Raw genomic sequence first — 14,595 nt, forward strand, 5'->3', positions numbered from 1 at the left:
TCGATCAACAATCCCGGCCGCACAATCATATTCCGAGCATACCCCATTGTCTAAGATTTGTCCTGCAAAGAGCGGGCAACGTCCGGTTACTGTGGCACAGACTTACAAGCTCTTTGCACGAACAGCGCCAGCGGGACAATACGCGCGAGGCGTTAATCAACAGGACGACTGACCCGGGCCACCGCGGCCTGCGTCAAATCACTGAGGTCGATACTATGGATGCTTTAACAAAACAGACGCAAATCGACGAAAAACAGCTCAATACCTTCGTGGACAAGGTCATGGAGGACATCGGAGGCTCATTTGCAGTGCTGCTGTCCTTTATGGGCGATCAAACCGAGGTCTACCGGACACTACGCGACATCGGCCCATGCACCACCACCGAGCTGGCGATTCTGAGCAAGGTCGACGAACGCTACCTGCGCGAATGGCTCAGCGCCCAGGCGGCCGCCGGTTACGTTGTCTACCACGATCAAGATGACACCTTCTCGCTCACGCCGGAACAGGCCATTGTACTGGCGCAGGAAGGCCACCCCGCCTGCATGCAGGGCCTGTTCCAGCAACTGGTCTCTCAATTCACAACCCACGATCAGGCTATCAATACGTTCAAATCAGGCGCCGGCCGCGACTGGGGTGAACATCATGCTTGCTGCTTTTGCGGTACCGATCGATTCTTCCGTCCCGGCTATGAGGCCAATCTGGTTAACGCCTGGTTGCCGGCGCTTGATGGCATCACCGACAAGCTCAGCAAAGGTGCGAAAGTGGCCGATGTCGGTTGCGGTCACGGCTCTTCCACCGTGTTGATGGCTCATTCCTTTCCCCGGTCGATCTTTTATGGATACGACTTCCATGAGCCGTCCATCAAGGCTGCAACCAGCAAAGCGGCCGACAACGGCGTGAGTTCGAACACCCACTTCGTGACATCCAGTGCAAAAACCATCAAGGAGCGGGACTTTGACCTGATCTGTATGTTCGACGCCCTGCACGACATGGGCGACCCGGTGGGAGCGGCCCAACACCTGAGAGAATGTCTCAGCCCGGAAGGGACCTTGATGCTCGTCGAACCGCTGGCCGGTGATACGCTCACCGACAACCTGCACCTGCTGGGCCAGATCTTTTACTCGGCCTCTACGGTCATCTGCACACCCGCCTCCCGGGCGCAGGAAGTCGGACTGGCACTGGGCGCCCAGGCGGGCGAGCGGCGGCTCACCGAGGTACTCAAACAAGCCGGTTTCACCCATGTGCGCCGCGCGGCCGAGACCGATACCAACATGCTTCTCGAGGCGCGCCCCCTGAAAACGCCGCCGGGAGACAAATCAAACCTGAAATCGTCCACAAGCCGCTACGATAACCACCTGGGGCCAATCTACGCCTGGATAAATGGCGGCGCGGAAGCCGCCACGGCCTCCGGTGCTGTCGAAGTTGCAAAAATTGTCGAGTCATTCTCGCCGCAGGGGCCTGGCCGCGACCTCGGCGCGGGATTCGGATGCCACGCCATACCCTATTGGTGCGTAGGCTTCGCGTCGTGGCGCTTAGAACCTGTGCCGCCTACTTCGACGAATTCCGGTCTCTCAGGACGAGTTCTCCTTTTTTTTTTTTTTCTTTTTTTCTCGCCTCCCGATCGGACCGTGCTCGGTGAGCTTCAATCCTTTCAGCAATACTTGCCGCAGTCACCGCTACTGGTAATTTGCTGGGGGACACCATCACCCACTTACCGGATTACGAATCAGCAACACGCCTGATTGGGACAGTAGCATCGGAAATTGATAGAGACGGGCATTTTGTGATAACCCTGCGGGATTACTTCACTGCCCTGACCGGCGAACAACGATTTATCCCGGTTCGCAGTACCGAGCGCCGCATACTCACCTGTTTTCTCGAGTACACCGACTCGCATGTCAAGGTCCACGATATTGTACACGAATGGAACGGTACCAGCTGGACGACGGCCGTCAGCGCTTACGCAAGCTAAGCCTGTCGCCGGAGTGGCTTGAGAACTCTCTTAAAGCAAACCACTTTTCTGTGGATCGGCACACCGGCTTGTCGGGGATGGTGCATCTTATGGCACACCGCGCTTAATCGGCAGTCTCGTAACATCCGACCTTCCCGATAATTAACCAAGGTCCACTTCGACGAAGTGCTCCTGGCGGTCGTCCACGAGCGGAATGCGTGTATCGGGACGTTCGGCACCGTCCACGGTCACGCGACTGACCTGCCCCGATGGTCCGCCGACGCGCCTGACGGTGATATGGTAGACAGTATCACGATAGCGGTAGTGGATTTTGTAGGATTCCCAGTCGGCGGGGACACACGGCACGATGCGTAGATGGTCCACTTCCAGTTGCAGCCCCAGCAGGGTTTCCACGGTCAGCCGGTACATCCAGCCTGCCGCGCCGGTGTACCAGGTCCAACCGCCGCGTCCGATGTGCGGCGACACACCATAGATATCCGCACACATGACGTAAGGCTCGACCTTGTAGCGCTCGATGGCATCCGCAGTGCTGCCGTGATGGACGGGATTGAGCATGGCGAAAAATTCCCACGCGCGATCCGTGTCGCCCAGCATGGCAAACGCCATTGTGGACCAGATCGCGGCATGGGTATATTGGCCGCCGTTCTCGCGCACGCCGGGGATGTAGCCCTTGATGTAGCCGGGCTCCAGATCAGATTTATCGAAGGGCGGGTCGAGCAGCTGAATGATCTGCTTGTCGCGTCGTACCAGACGTTTATCCACTGCCATCATCGCCTGGCGGGCGCGCACAGGATCGCCGCCCTGCGAGATAACCGCCCAGCTCTGGCTGATCGAATCGATCTGGCATTCGTCGTTGCTGGACGAGCCCAGGGGCGTGCCATCGTCGAACCAGGCGCGCCGGTACCAGCCGCCGTCCCAGGCCTGGGACTCGATGCTGCTGCGCAATTGCTCCGCCTGCTCGGTGCACACGTCAGCAAAGGCGGTATCACCGTGGTCGCGCGCCAGGCCGGCGAACAGCTCGAGATTCTCGAACAGGAACCACGCCAGCCACACGCTTTCGCCCTTACCCTCCTTACCGATCAGATTCATGCCGTCGTTCCAGTCGCCGCAGCCAATCAGCGGCAAGCGATGAGCACCAAAACGCAGGCCGTGCTTGATGGCACGCACACAGTGCTCGTACAGGCTGGCTGCTTCGGACGAGCGTTGCGGCTGGTCGTAGTAAGCCTCTTCTTCCGCATACAGCTCGCGGCCCTCCAGAAAATGGATGGACTCGTCGAGCACGCCCATGTCGCCGGTCGCGAGCACATAACGACAGGCGGCATACGGCAGCCACAAATAGTCGTCGGAGAAATGAGTGCGCACGCCCTGCCCGTTGGGCGGGTGCCACCAGTGCTGCACGTCACCCTTGATGAACTGGCGCCCGGCGCAGCGGATCAGCTGCTCGCGGGCGAGCCACGGTGTCGCGTGGATCAGTGCCATGGTGTCCTGTAGTTGATCGCGGAAGCCGTAGGCACCGCCAGACTGGTAATAGCCGCTGCGACCCCACAGCCTGCACGATATGGTTTGATAAACCAGCCAGCCGTTGGCCAGCACGTTGAGCGCAGTGTCGGGCGTGTCCACGTTCACCGCGCCCAGGGTGTGGTTCCAGTGTCCCCATACTGCTTCCAGCGCCTGCCGCGCGCCTGCAGGCCCGCCGAATTGTTGGATAAAGTGACGTGCTTCATCGGTGTTTCCGGCTGCGCCGAATACGAACACGATCTCGCGTTCCTGCCCTGCGGACAGCTCGATCCGGGCCTGGATCGCGGCGCACGGGTCGAGGCCGGCACCGATTCGACCAGACAGGTGCTTGCGTCGCATCGCCGCCGGGCTGGCCAGCGAGCCATTGCGGCCGATGAACTCGGCGCGGTTTCCGCTCACCGACCGCTCACGCTCGCTGACATGGGTAAACACCACCCGGTTGGCGCATTCGCGACCGTAGGCATTACGGGCGAACAACGCGCCAGTATGCGGATCGATTTCGGTGACGATGTGCATCAGGTTGGCGTGCCGCCACTCACCGAGTACCAGCTCCCAGTAACCGGTGAGTGACAGGCTGCGCGCACGCTTTGACGCGTTGCGCAGCTTGACCACCACGAACTTGACCGGCGCATCCATGGCGACGTAGGTGAACAATTCCGAAACGATGTCTGCCTCAAAGTGCTCAAACACGCTGTAGCCGAAACCGTGCCGGCACACGTAGCCGGAGCGGCCATGCGCGGGCAGCGGCATCGGCGACCAGAACGCACCGGTTTCCTCGTCGCGGATGTAGAGCGCTTCGCCGCTGCTGTCGGAAAGAGGGTCGTTGTGCCAGGTGGTGAGGCGGAATTCGTGCGCATTTTCCACCCAGGTATAGGCGCTACCGCTCTCGCTGACGACGGTGCCGATGTGCGGGCTGGCGATCACGTTGGCCCACGGCACCGGCGTGGTCTGTCCGGGTTCGAGAGTTACGACGTATTCGTGGCCGTCGGGCGTGAAGCCGCCCAGGCCATTGCAGAAAATGCGCTCGCGCGGGGCCAGTGGATAAACCGGTTTGGCGCCCGCCTGCTGCGAAGGCTCGAGCAGGTCCGACACGCGTTCTGACGACACACGGCGATCCACCTGCTCGATCAGGGTCGCTGCGGTATCCCTGAAGACGATGCGGGCGACCGTCTGCAGCAGCACGCGTTCGTTTTCGGTCAGTTCCTCGGCGCGACGCACGAAGACCCCGCCCGGTTTGTCGATCATCTGCGCTTCGGGACCCGAGTTGATCAGGCCCATGATCCGATCCTGCAGCTCCGCCCGGTAGCCCGAGAAATCCTCGTTCACGATCACCATGTCGGCAGCCAGGCCCTTCATACGCCAATAGGCATGCGCCTGCAGCACCTGCTTGACCAGAACGATGCGGTTGAGGTCGCCGATGTGCAGCAGGACGATGGGCAGATCACCAGAGATGCCAAAGCGCCACAGCCCGGACTGTCCCAACTGGTTACGCGCAATAACGTCGGGTGTGGCGCGTCGCAGTGCCGTGCCGAAGATCACGGAATTGGCCAGGCGGCCGTAGATCTGGGCATCCTCTTCGGTGACATTGAGGTGACGCAGTACCTCCTGGCTCTGAAACCAGGCCATCTCGAACGCGCGCTTGACGAAGTGACGGTCGCAGTATTTCTCCAGCAGGGCCAGTGCGGCCTCGCGTGTGTCCGCGACACCGGAGATGATCTGTACACTCGCCGATTCATCGGGTGCCAGGGTAAGGGTGCGGCGGATCGCCACGATGGGATCGAGCACCGGCCCCTGCGTGTTCGACAAAGTCGATGGGCTGTCGCCGTCTTCCAGCACCAGTGGGTTGACCGCCGTGCGACCCCGTCCGATGAAGCGGGCGCGGTCGGTCTCGTAGGACGGTGCATCGGCTACCGCTCCGGGTGCAGCCAGCAGGTGAAACATCCAGGGCACCTGCTCGCCGGGTGTGCGGGGACGCCGGGTGCAGAGGATCGCCTGCTGCTCGGGCAGGATTTCGGTCTGCACGAACAGATTACTGAAGACGCGATGCGCCAGATCGGCATTCAACGGCGCCAGCACCACTTCCGCGTAGCTCGTCACCTCGATGTGACGGGTGCGCGCCGACTGGTTGGTGAGCGTGACGCGACGGATCTCGACGTCGTCCTCGGGCGACACGCTGATCTCGGTGTGTGCTTCGATCAAATGATCGCGTCGCCGGTATTCAGCACGCGCCTGCACGAAGATCGCCTCGTAGTGGTCGGCGCGGCGCAGGGTCGGCTGGTGAGCGGTCGACCAGTACTTACCGCTGTCGCGGTCGCGCAGGTAGATGAAAGTGCCCCAGTCATCGGAAGTGGCGTCCTCGCGCCAGCGGGTGACGGCGAGGTCGCGCCAGCGGCTGGTGCTACCGCCGGCATGGGTCGCCATGACGTGGTAGCGGCCGTTCGACAACAGATGGACTTCAGGGATCGGCGTGTTCGGATTGGTAAACACGCGCATGATCGCGCCGGTGTCCGCACTGGGGGGACGGGCGGCAGCGCTCACTTCGGCGGCGTGCGGATGCAGGGTAGCGCCCTTCTTCGGCACCCGTTCCTGCAGCAGCAGTTCGGTCGCCTGTGTCAGCGGATCTGACATGAAGCGGCGCTGCATCGGCTGGTCGAGCAGGACATGCGCATACGCCAGCAGGCTCATACCCTGGTGATGCGCCATGAATGCCTGCACGATGGCATGCGGCTTGCCCCGCGGCACCCGCGAGGGCGTGTAGTCGATTGCCTCGTAGAAGCCGTATGCGCCGATAAATCCCTGCTCGGCCAGCGTCAGCAGGTTACGGCAGGCTTCCCTCGGCATCACCGTCAGCGCCAGTGCACTGGCATAGGGCGCGATCACCAGATCGTCGCCCAATCCGCGCTTGAAGCCGAGGCCGGGCACGCCGAATGCCCGGTACTGGTAGACCTTGTGTATGTCGGTGGCGTTATAGCAGGACTCGGAAATGCCCCACGGCACTTCGCGTTGTCGGCCGTATTCGATCTGGCGCGACACCGCGGCCTTGCAGGTTTGTTCCAGCAGGGTATTGGGGTAACTCGGCATGACCAGCTGCGGCATCAGGTACTCGAACATCGAGCCGCTCCACGAAATCAGACTGACGTCGCCGCCATGACTGGTCAGCAGGCGGCCGAGCGAGAACCAGTGCTTCTGCGGCAGCTGTCCCTGCGCAATCAAAAGAAAGCTGGCCAGGCGTGCTTCCGATGCCAGCAGGTCGTAACAGGACGGATCGCGGCGCCGTTCACCCACATCATAGCCAATGGCCAGCAGACCGCACGTCGTATCGTAGAGAAATTCAAAATCCATTACCGCCAGAGCGCGGCAACGCTGCACCAGATCGTCGATCACGCCAAGCCGTTCGGCCGCGACGGACGAACGCGCCTCAGTAACCTTTCCGTGCACGCCAGCCAGTTCCACCAGTGTCGGGATCGTGCTGAAGTGTCGCGGGTCAGGCACCAGCAACCGAAGCTCATCCCGAAGCGCCTGGGATTGCCGGTCGAATGCCCGCGCCCAGTAAACCAGTTCACCATCGATATCGACATCAGCCGGAAGCCAGTCAACCAACTCCCCGCTGGCACGGTGAATCTCCTCCAGCGCCTGCTCGGCGGCTGCCAATGTCTGGGGCGAGCCGCTCAGTGTGAAAGAGTACAGCTTGTCCTGCAGCAACCTGATCTTGTTTGCAATATCCGGATCGAACGACAGAGGCAGCTGTTCAGCGAACACCTGCAAACTATCCTGAAGCCCCTGCAATGCGTTTGACGACAGCACCGGCTGATCTTTCAGCTCGGCCAGCCCAGCCTGCAGGGTGAGCAGACAGCCGGCCAGGTTACCGCTGTCGACCGACGAGACGTACTGCGGGTGCAGCGGCTCCAGGGTGTGCGTGTCGTACCAGTTGTACAGATGGCCGCGGTAGCGTTCCAGCTTCTCCACCGAGTCGAGTGTATTGCCGATGCGCTGCAGGCATTCCCCGGCCGTGATGTAGCCGAAATCGACCGCCGCCAGGTCGGCCAGCAGCGACATGCCGATGTTGGTGGGCGAGGTGCGCGAGGCGATGGCCGCTGCCGGGTATTCCTGAACGTTGTCGGGCGGCAGCCAGTTGTCCTGCGGACCGACGAAGTCCGCGAAGTAGCGCCAGGTGCGCCGCGCCGACTTCCGCAGGAAGGCTTCCTGGTCGACGCTCAGGCCCGGGACGGGGGCGGCCAGCGGCCGGCTGATCCACCAGCCGGCGACAGGCGATAACAGCCACAGCAGCAGGATAGGCGCAGCGGCGAGCCACGCCGCCGGCTGACCAGCCATGGCCAATGCCGCGCCCAGTGCCAGCGCGAGCACCGGCGCGACCCACATCTCCCGGAAAAATTCGGCGAGCGTGCGGCGAGCGTTGCGGCGCGCGTAGGACGGCAGTTTCCACAGCAGCAGGCCGCGTCGCGTGAACAGCATGCGAAGCCCCGAACGCAGGATTGCCCCCAGGCAGATCAGGGTGTCGTAAGGCAAAAAAGCCAGGGTCAGTACGGCGAGCACAAGCGGGCGCCCCGCGGATCTGCCGGCCAGGTTCAGGTGCACTCGCCATTCCCATTCTTCGGGCTTGCGAACAAGCTCGATGGCAGCGGCCAGCAGGGTGGGCAGAAATATCACCGCCATGACCAGCAAGGCCCAGTGCCACTCGGGCCCCGGCCCCAACAGCCAGCCGCCGGCCAACAGGGCGAGCAGCGCAGGCGCGACCAGGCTGCGCCTCAGATTGTCGAAAAGCTTCCACCGTGACAGGGCCGAAAGCGGGTTCGCCTGCCGCCTCACCCGCTCGCCATTCGGGCCGGGAGGGGCCGGCACGCGTGGTAGCAACCAACCGGCCAGCTGCCAGTCGCCGCGTATCCAGCGGTGGCGCCTGCTGGCCTCGGTGGCGATACTGGCCGGATGTTCCTCGATGAGTTCGACATCGGTCACCAGCGCCGAACGCGCATAGCCACTTTCCAGCAGGTCGTGGCTGAGGATGAGATTTTCAGGAAAACGGCCGTCGACGGCCTGACGAAACGCATCGACGTCGTAGATACCCTTGCCGATGAACGAGCCTTCCCCGAACACATCCTGGTAGACATCCGATACTTCGCGAGTGTAGGGATCGATGCCCGAGTCACCCGCAAACAGTTTGGAAAAGCGTGACCGGCCGGCACTGGTCAGGCTGATCGAGGTGCGCGGCTGCAGGATCGCATAGCCTTCGACAATGCGTCCTTTTCCGGCATCATACACAGGCCGGTTAAGCGGGTGCGCGAGGTTGCCGATCAGCGTACGTGCCGCGTCGCGCGGCAGTTGGGTGTCGGTATCCAGGGTGATGACGTACTGGACCGAAGCCAGGAGGGACAGATCACCGACGATATCCGAGAAGGCCGTATGTGCTTCACCCCTCAACCGAGCGTTGAACTGCTCCAGCTTGCCGCGCTTGCGCTCGTAGCCCATCCACACCCGTTCGAACGGGTTCCACACCCGTGGCCGGTGAAACAGATAGAAGATGCATGCGCGATCCTCGCGATAAGTCACGTTGAGCGACTCGAGTGCTGTACGGGCATATTCAAGCAGGGCTTCATCGTCCGGCTGCGTCTGCTCGGGCGCGTCGGAAAAATCCGTCAGCAGGGCAAAGAACAGATTGGGATCGCGATTGCCGAGGTAGCGGATTTCCATCGCTTCGATCAGATCGTCGACGTCCTGGGGCTTCGTCAACAGGGTGGGGACGATCACCATGGTGCGGTGGCTGTCCGGAATTCCGGTGGAAAAATCCAGTCGCGGCAGCACCTGCGGCTGCAGGACGAGCGTGACCAGCAGGTTCACCAGCGGTACGGCCAGCGCCGAGGCGCCGATGACGAGGGGAAGTGCCAACAGCCCGATCCGCCAGCCATCTGCATCGACCCTGCCCGTATCAAGGCCGAGCAGGGCCAGCCCGGCCGCTGTCGCGAGCAGCGTGAGCAGCAGGATCGGGCCGAGATAAAGCGGGAAGCGGAGATGCCGGCCCATCCGGCTGAGCCTGGATTTCCACGACAGCCGGCAGTCGACCGCAGACTCCAGCTGTGGTCGTCCCAGATCGATCAGGTAATAGCCCACATGCGCCGTGCGATCATACGTGCCCTGTTGCACCGCGGCTGCCTGCGCCAGCGCGACGGCTTCGCGTGCCACCGCCATTTCGCTCCAGGTGGTGTGTCGCGCCACATCCTCGATGACGTGCCGATAGCGGTCGCGGGTGGCAAAATCCTGGCAGGCGTACACTGCCATTGGGTCTTCGTGCAGGGTCTGTTCGACGACGCTGAGCGACTCGACGTATTGCTTCCAGTCCATGGCACCGATGAAGCGCAGGCTGCCGATACTGTTGGCGATGGAAATCTGGTTGGCCGCGGCGGTGCGACCGGCCGCCTCCGACAAGCCGGCTGCGGTCACCCCCTGGTCGAGCAATTTGTGCTCGACCCAGGTTTGTACGAAGGCCATGGCCGGCCCTTGCGCCTGTAGCCGGTCGTAAAACTCCTCCACAAACGGCGCGGTAAGCGGAACATCGGCATGGGCAAACTCGGCCAGCAACTGGATCAGCTGTTTTGGCTCGGTTTCGGCCGCCTCGAGCATGCGGTCCGCCCAGGTGATGGCCGCATCGCGCTCCTCGCGCCGCTGGGCGATACGCACACCGACACGGCGAAGATTTTCCAGCAGCGCCAGCTGCAGCATGATCGGGAAAGCCCACAATTCGCCCAGTTTCAGAGGCTCGACGGTCTGATAGGCGGAAATGAACTGGGTGGCGTTGTCGCTGTCGACGCGGCCGTCCATGTGTGAGATCAGTTCCAGCGCCAGATCGTAGATGCGTGGAAATCCGGCCGACGAGCCAGCGGCCAGCCGCGGCAACTGCTGGCTGTAGCCGCGGGGCAGGTGTCGACGCGCCAGGGTGATCTGCTGCTCGATCAGGTAGAAATTGTCGAGCAACCAGGCCTCTGCCGGCACGATCCGTTGTCCCTGGGTGGCGACGGTGGTGACGACTTCATACGCCGCCAGCAGAACCCTTGCATTGTCCGCCAGCCGTGGCAGCAACCGGTCTTCTGGCCCCGGATGCGGATCAATCCTGTGCTGACCTGCGAGCGTGACTGCGTGACGCTTCAGTTGCTCGATACTGAACAGCTCCGCACGCAGCAAGCCGGTATCACGCTCATGGCGCAGCGCATTCCGTATGTGTGGCGAAAACCTGAACGCTTCGATGCTTATGACATACTCCTTGTCCGAACCTTGGATGCTCAAAGCAGCCCTGGCCATGTGGCCGGTATTAACCGAAAACGAATCCCACGTTCCTGCTGACCCTAAGCCCTTATCCTTTTATCAGTTGATTCGGTCAATTAATTGTACGCTGTTTTGGCGGGAATTGAGGTCATCAAGATGAAAAGAGAGGACATATCGTCTTCGGTGACAGACCAGTGCATTATACCTTGGTGAAGAACTGCTTTATGCTGCCTGTCATTGCCAGATATTGCCACACCACTACACAAAGACCGTTTGAGGAGGGCTCTGTGGGACAGCGCACATACAGGAAGTGTATCATCTGGTAAATTTCCCGAGTGCAATAAGGTATGGTCCGATGCTGACCAACCGGATCAGGATGCGGATGCTTTTTCCTTATTGCGCACAAGGAGCACGAAATGAACACAAGTTATCGCAAGACATTCCTGGCCAGCGCAATTGCTGTGCTGATATCCGCCCCTGCGTTCGCTGCCGAAGGCATCCAGTCTGAAGGTGAATCTACGCCAGGAAAGGCTGGGACGGAAAAGCCTGTAACCGAAAAGCCAATGGATATGGAACCGAAAATGGGTGGCAAATCCATGGGTATGACCACCAAAACCCAGGCAAGGGGTGATAATCCGATTTACTCCCGATCCGCGGATGAGCTTGAAGGCACGGAGGTAGTGGATAGCGCTGGAGAGAATGTCGGAACAATCAAGCATGTAGTATTCATGCGTGACCGTCACAGCGCTCATGCGGTTATTTCTACCGGCGGGTTGCTGGGCCTTGGGGAACGTGACATCGTCGTGTCACTCGATGAGCTCGATACCGTGGGTGAGGAGTTGCAGTTGAAAAACACGAAGGAGCAAATTCAGGCCCGCAAGGAGTATCAACCCGAGCAATACGTCGAACTGAAAGGTGACAAACCGATCGGAGTGGAGTTCTCTGCATTCGAGCCAGCAGATAGCGACTCTGATCCGGAGCTGGTTCCGGAACCCTCAGAATCGACTCAGTAATAAAATCTATGCAGTGAATGTGTGAATGAACACAATCAGGGAGCATTGCTTGTATCTGCATCTAACCCGATCCAGGGTCAGTGTATTCGCAGGCTATGCTCCTTTATTTTTATGATGGTACAGCCGATCACAATCGAAAGCATGCACCACGCAACATCTACGCCTGAAACCATATCGGTTCCGCACGATTTCGCACACAGGATCATTAATCTTGTGGTTTGAACCACAACGCAGAGCGACTTGGTTCTTGCGGAAAATAATAGTAATGGAAGTATAATTCTCCCTTTTCGCTGAAAAACCATCCTGACTACCCCGCATCAACCCGGCCGACCAGGCCTTACAAATCTCACCCGATACGGTTATCTGACCGGCAGCATGGTCCGAATTCCGATCCTGTGCTCCGGCCAGACCAAACCGGCATCAGTATGAGAAAGTTCCGTTGTTTCGACTGCTTACTGAAATAGCGCCATCCGAGAACATAGCCGGAACCGATAACCTACTGACTTTGTTGCGGAAACATGTCGGACACTGGTGGCTGGAGACATATCTGAAGAAAATGACACCGCATAAGTTGGACAACGCACAGAGCAGTCCTCGATCTTCAGCTATCTTGAAAACATAACCCTGCATCTACATGAGTTCATGGATAAGAGGCAGAACCCAAACGGAATGATCATCTGGAGATCAATCATGAACAAGAATCAGGTCAAAGGTCGTGCGAACGAGGCGAAGGGGAAGGTCAAGGAGGTTGCCGGAAAGGTGACCGGCGATAAAAGCACGGAGTACGAGGGTAAAGCCGAGAAGCATGGCGGCAAGGCTGAAGCCAGGTACGGAGATCTCAAGAGCGACGTCAAGAAGGAAACGAAGTGAACTATTCAACGACACAATCGAAAAGCAGATACCAGCCGCCGATGACATGCAGACAGGAGTCACATTGCTGAGTGTCGTCACCAGGCCGGGAAGCGCAGCGGATTAAAATTCCAGCTGTAGCACCAGACAACCATCCCTGAATAGCGGAATGATGATCCCTCCTCGAGCTGAAAGAGGTTGAAATGATGAATAATAGAATTTTGGCAATTGTGTTGCTTGTTATCGGCTTGATCCTGCTTTTCTTTGCGTATCAGTCATCCCAAAGCCTGGGCGATCAGGTGACGGAGGCCGTTACCGGACGCTTCACTGACTCCACCACCTGGTTCCTGATCCTTGGCGCGGCTTCTGCGGTGGCCGGTATTGGGCTGCTGCTGTTCGGTAAATCCGCAAGCAAGTAGCGCAGGAATTCGCGATGCCCAACCACAGGCAGGAATCCCTGGTTGGCAGGGCGAAGGTTGTCGATCAAAACCTGGCGGCGTCACCTCCGGATAAACGACTGTTCAACGCCGTTGAGCTTCGCTTGTTTCGCTACACGGCGGTCCTGTTGTCCCTGGTTTCACTGACCGCGCTAATCGGAATCATCGTGTGGTCATTAGGCTGGATACTGAATGCCTTCTACAACCTGCTTCTGTCGCTCTCCCTGGCCGGCATTCTGGCGCTGGTGCTTTATCCGGTAGTGGACTTTCTCGAGAGTTGGCTTCGCTTACCCCGCTTGCTGGCCATCATTCTTCTGCTGGCAGTCTTCTTCGTGGGTATCAGCGGCCTGATTTTCCTGCTCGTCCCCATTCTGGTCAGCCAGACCGTCCAGCTGATGACTGTTTTGCCCGATATACTCGCAAGCTGGCAGGCACATTTCTCCTATCAGTTCCCGGAACTCACCGCCATGATTTCCACCCGGATGGAGAGCAGCGGCGGGGAGGAGTCCCAGCCAGTCCTGCCAGGCCTGGAGGAACCGGGCAGGACCATCATGTCCTATCTGGGGCTGTTGGCGGGTATCAGCTTCGTGCCCCTGTTCCTGTTCTTCACCCTGCTCTCCGGGGACTTACTCCGGGGAAAGGCATCCGAACTGTTATCCCTTTCCACAAGACCACCCAGCAGAAGGTGCTGTATTTCATGGATGTTTTCGTGGGATACGTCACCGCCTTCTTTCAGGGCCAGCTGATCATCGCCGTGTCCATGGGTACCTTGTATGCCATAAGCTTTACTCTGATCGGCCTGGAGTTCGGCGTACTTATCGGTCTGGTGCTTGGGCTGCTGAATATCGTCCCCTTCCTGGGCACCCTGATCGGCCTGCTGGTGGTCCTGCCCATGGCCTATCTGCAGCCTGATGGCGGCATTGAGTTACTGCTCCTGACCGGTCTGGTATTCGCGGCGGTTCAAGTAATCGAAAGCTGGCTGTTGACGCCGAAAATCATGGCCAACCGCTCGGGCCTGCACCCCGAACTCGTGGTTATTTCACTGTTCTTCTGGGGCACAGCCCTGGGCGGCATTATCGGCATGGTACTTGCGGTTCCCCTGACAGCGTTCTTCGTCGCTATCTGGAGCGAGATCAAAGCCAGTCTGAAACGCTCGCTGAGCAACCGGGAAGTCAGACCATGAACGAGGCACTATGTGCGACGCCCTAAGATGGCAGACAGCAAGGTTCCCGCGGCAAAGGCGATACCCAGGGAGATCAAAGGCTTGTTCCGCACGAAGGCGCTAATGGACTGCCGGGCTTCGCGGGAGCGCTGCTTGACCTTCTGCCCGGCATCCCTGACACGGGCCTCCGTATCCGCGGCCTTATGGCGAATCTGTTCCTCGCCCTTGCCCGCAGTCCTGGCGAACTTGTCCACCGACTCGTGGGCACGCTCAGAAAGACGGTCTGTGGTGGTGTGGTCGCCACTCGATGGTTTTCTCATGGTATTTATTCCCCCTGCTTTGATGGGACATAGGTGGACGCCGTTCGGCATC

7 protein-coding genes and 1 pseudogene are annotated in these 14,595 nt (G+C 59.9%); 6 read left to right on the forward strand and 2 right to left on the reverse strand.

The window, feature by feature from the left end:
• Window positions 1-215: 215 nt before the first annotated feature.
• Window positions 216-1,289, forward strand: a pseudogene (locus D6C00_RS03165) (class I SAM-dependent methyltransferase); the annotation flags it as partial.
• 824 nt (window positions 1,290-2,113) lie between these two features.
• On the opposite strand, the gene D6C00_RS03170 reads toward D6C00_RS03165, so the two are convergent.
• On the reverse strand, window positions 2,114-10,681 hold the full coding sequence (locus D6C00_RS03170; RefSeq protein WP_125182341.1) for a GH36-type glycosyl hydrolase domain-containing protein: 8,568 nt from the start codon (window positions 10,679-10,681) through the stop codon (window positions 2,114-2,116).
• Between the two features lie 497 nt (window positions 10,682-11,178).
• Between D6C00_RS03170 and D6C00_RS03175 the strand changes: the two genes are divergently transcribed.
• From D6C00_RS03175 to D6C00_RS16305, 5 genes are all read left to right on the forward strand, one after another.
• Complete coding sequence (locus tag D6C00_RS03175; protein ID WP_125180276.1) at window positions 11,179-11,775, forward strand: PRC-barrel domain-containing protein; 597 nt, start codon at window positions 11,179-11,181, stop codon at window positions 11,773-11,775.
• 690 nt (window positions 11,776-12,465) lie between these two features.
• Entirely contained in the window at window positions 12,466-12,645 is a 180-nt protein-coding gene (locus D6C00_RS03180) for a CsbD family protein (protein WP_125180277.1), read from the forward strand.
• A gap of 182 nt (window positions 12,646-12,827) precedes the next feature.
• Complete coding sequence (locus tag D6C00_RS03185; protein ID WP_125180278.1) at window positions 12,828-13,043, forward strand: DUF3185 family protein; 216 nt, start codon at window positions 12,828-12,830, stop codon at window positions 13,041-13,043.
• 14 nt (window positions 13,044-13,057) lie between these two features.
• Window positions 13,058-13,807 carry an AI-2E family transporter gene (locus tag D6C00_RS16300; RefSeq protein ID WP_255416748.1) on the forward strand — a complete coding sequence of 250 codons (750 nt, stop codon included), beginning with the start codon at window positions 13,058-13,060 and terminating at the stop codon, window positions 13,805-13,807.
• Window positions 13,759-14,244: an AI-2E family transporter gene (locus tag D6C00_RS16305; protein WP_255416749.1), complete on the forward strand. Its 486-nt coding sequence runs from the start codon at window positions 13,759-13,761 to the stop codon at window positions 14,242-14,244. Before D6C00_RS16300 ends, D6C00_RS16305 begins: the two co-directional genes overlap by 49 nt.
• An 8-nt stretch (window positions 14,245-14,252) precedes the next feature.
• Here the strand turns inward: D6C00_RS16305 and D6C00_RS03195 are convergent, their stop codons facing one another.
• Complete coding sequence (locus D6C00_RS03195) at window positions 14,253-14,543, reverse strand: DUF883 family protein (protein WP_125180279.1); 291 nt, start codon at window positions 14,541-14,543, stop codon at window positions 14,253-14,255.
• Window positions 14,544-14,595: the final 52 nt, after the last annotated feature.

Source organism: Thiohalobacter thiocyanaticus (assembly GCF_003932505.1).
Lineage (GTDB): Bacteria > Pseudomonadota > Gammaproteobacteria > Thiohalobacterales > Thiohalobacteraceae > Thiohalobacter > Thiohalobacter thiocyanaticus.

Bases quoted from the DNA above. Each gene is read 5' to 3' on its own strand.
- D6C00_RS03175 (WP_125180276.1), top strand. From the start codon at position 11,179: ATGAACACAAGTTATCGCAAGACATTCCTGGCCAGCGCAATTGCTGTG.
- D6C00_RS03180 (WP_125180277.1), top strand. From the start codon at position 12,466: ATGAACAAGAATCAGGTCAAAGGTCGTGCGAACGAGGCGAAGGGGAAG.
- D6C00_RS03185 (WP_125180278.1), top strand. From the start codon at position 12,828: ATGATGAATAATAGAATTTTGGCAATTGTGTTGCTTGTTATCGGCTTG.
- D6C00_RS16300 (WP_255416748.1), top strand. From the start codon at position 13,058: ATGCCCAACCACAGGCAGGAATCCCTGGTTGGCAGGGCGAAGGTTGTC.
- D6C00_RS16305 (WP_255416749.1), top strand. From the start codon at position 13,759: ATGGATGTTTTCGTGGGATACGTCACCGCCTTCTTTCAGGGCCAGCTG.
- D6C00_RS03195 (WP_125180279.1), bottom strand. From the start codon at position 14,543: ATGAGAAAACCATCGAGTGGCGACCACACCACCACAGACCGTCTTTCT.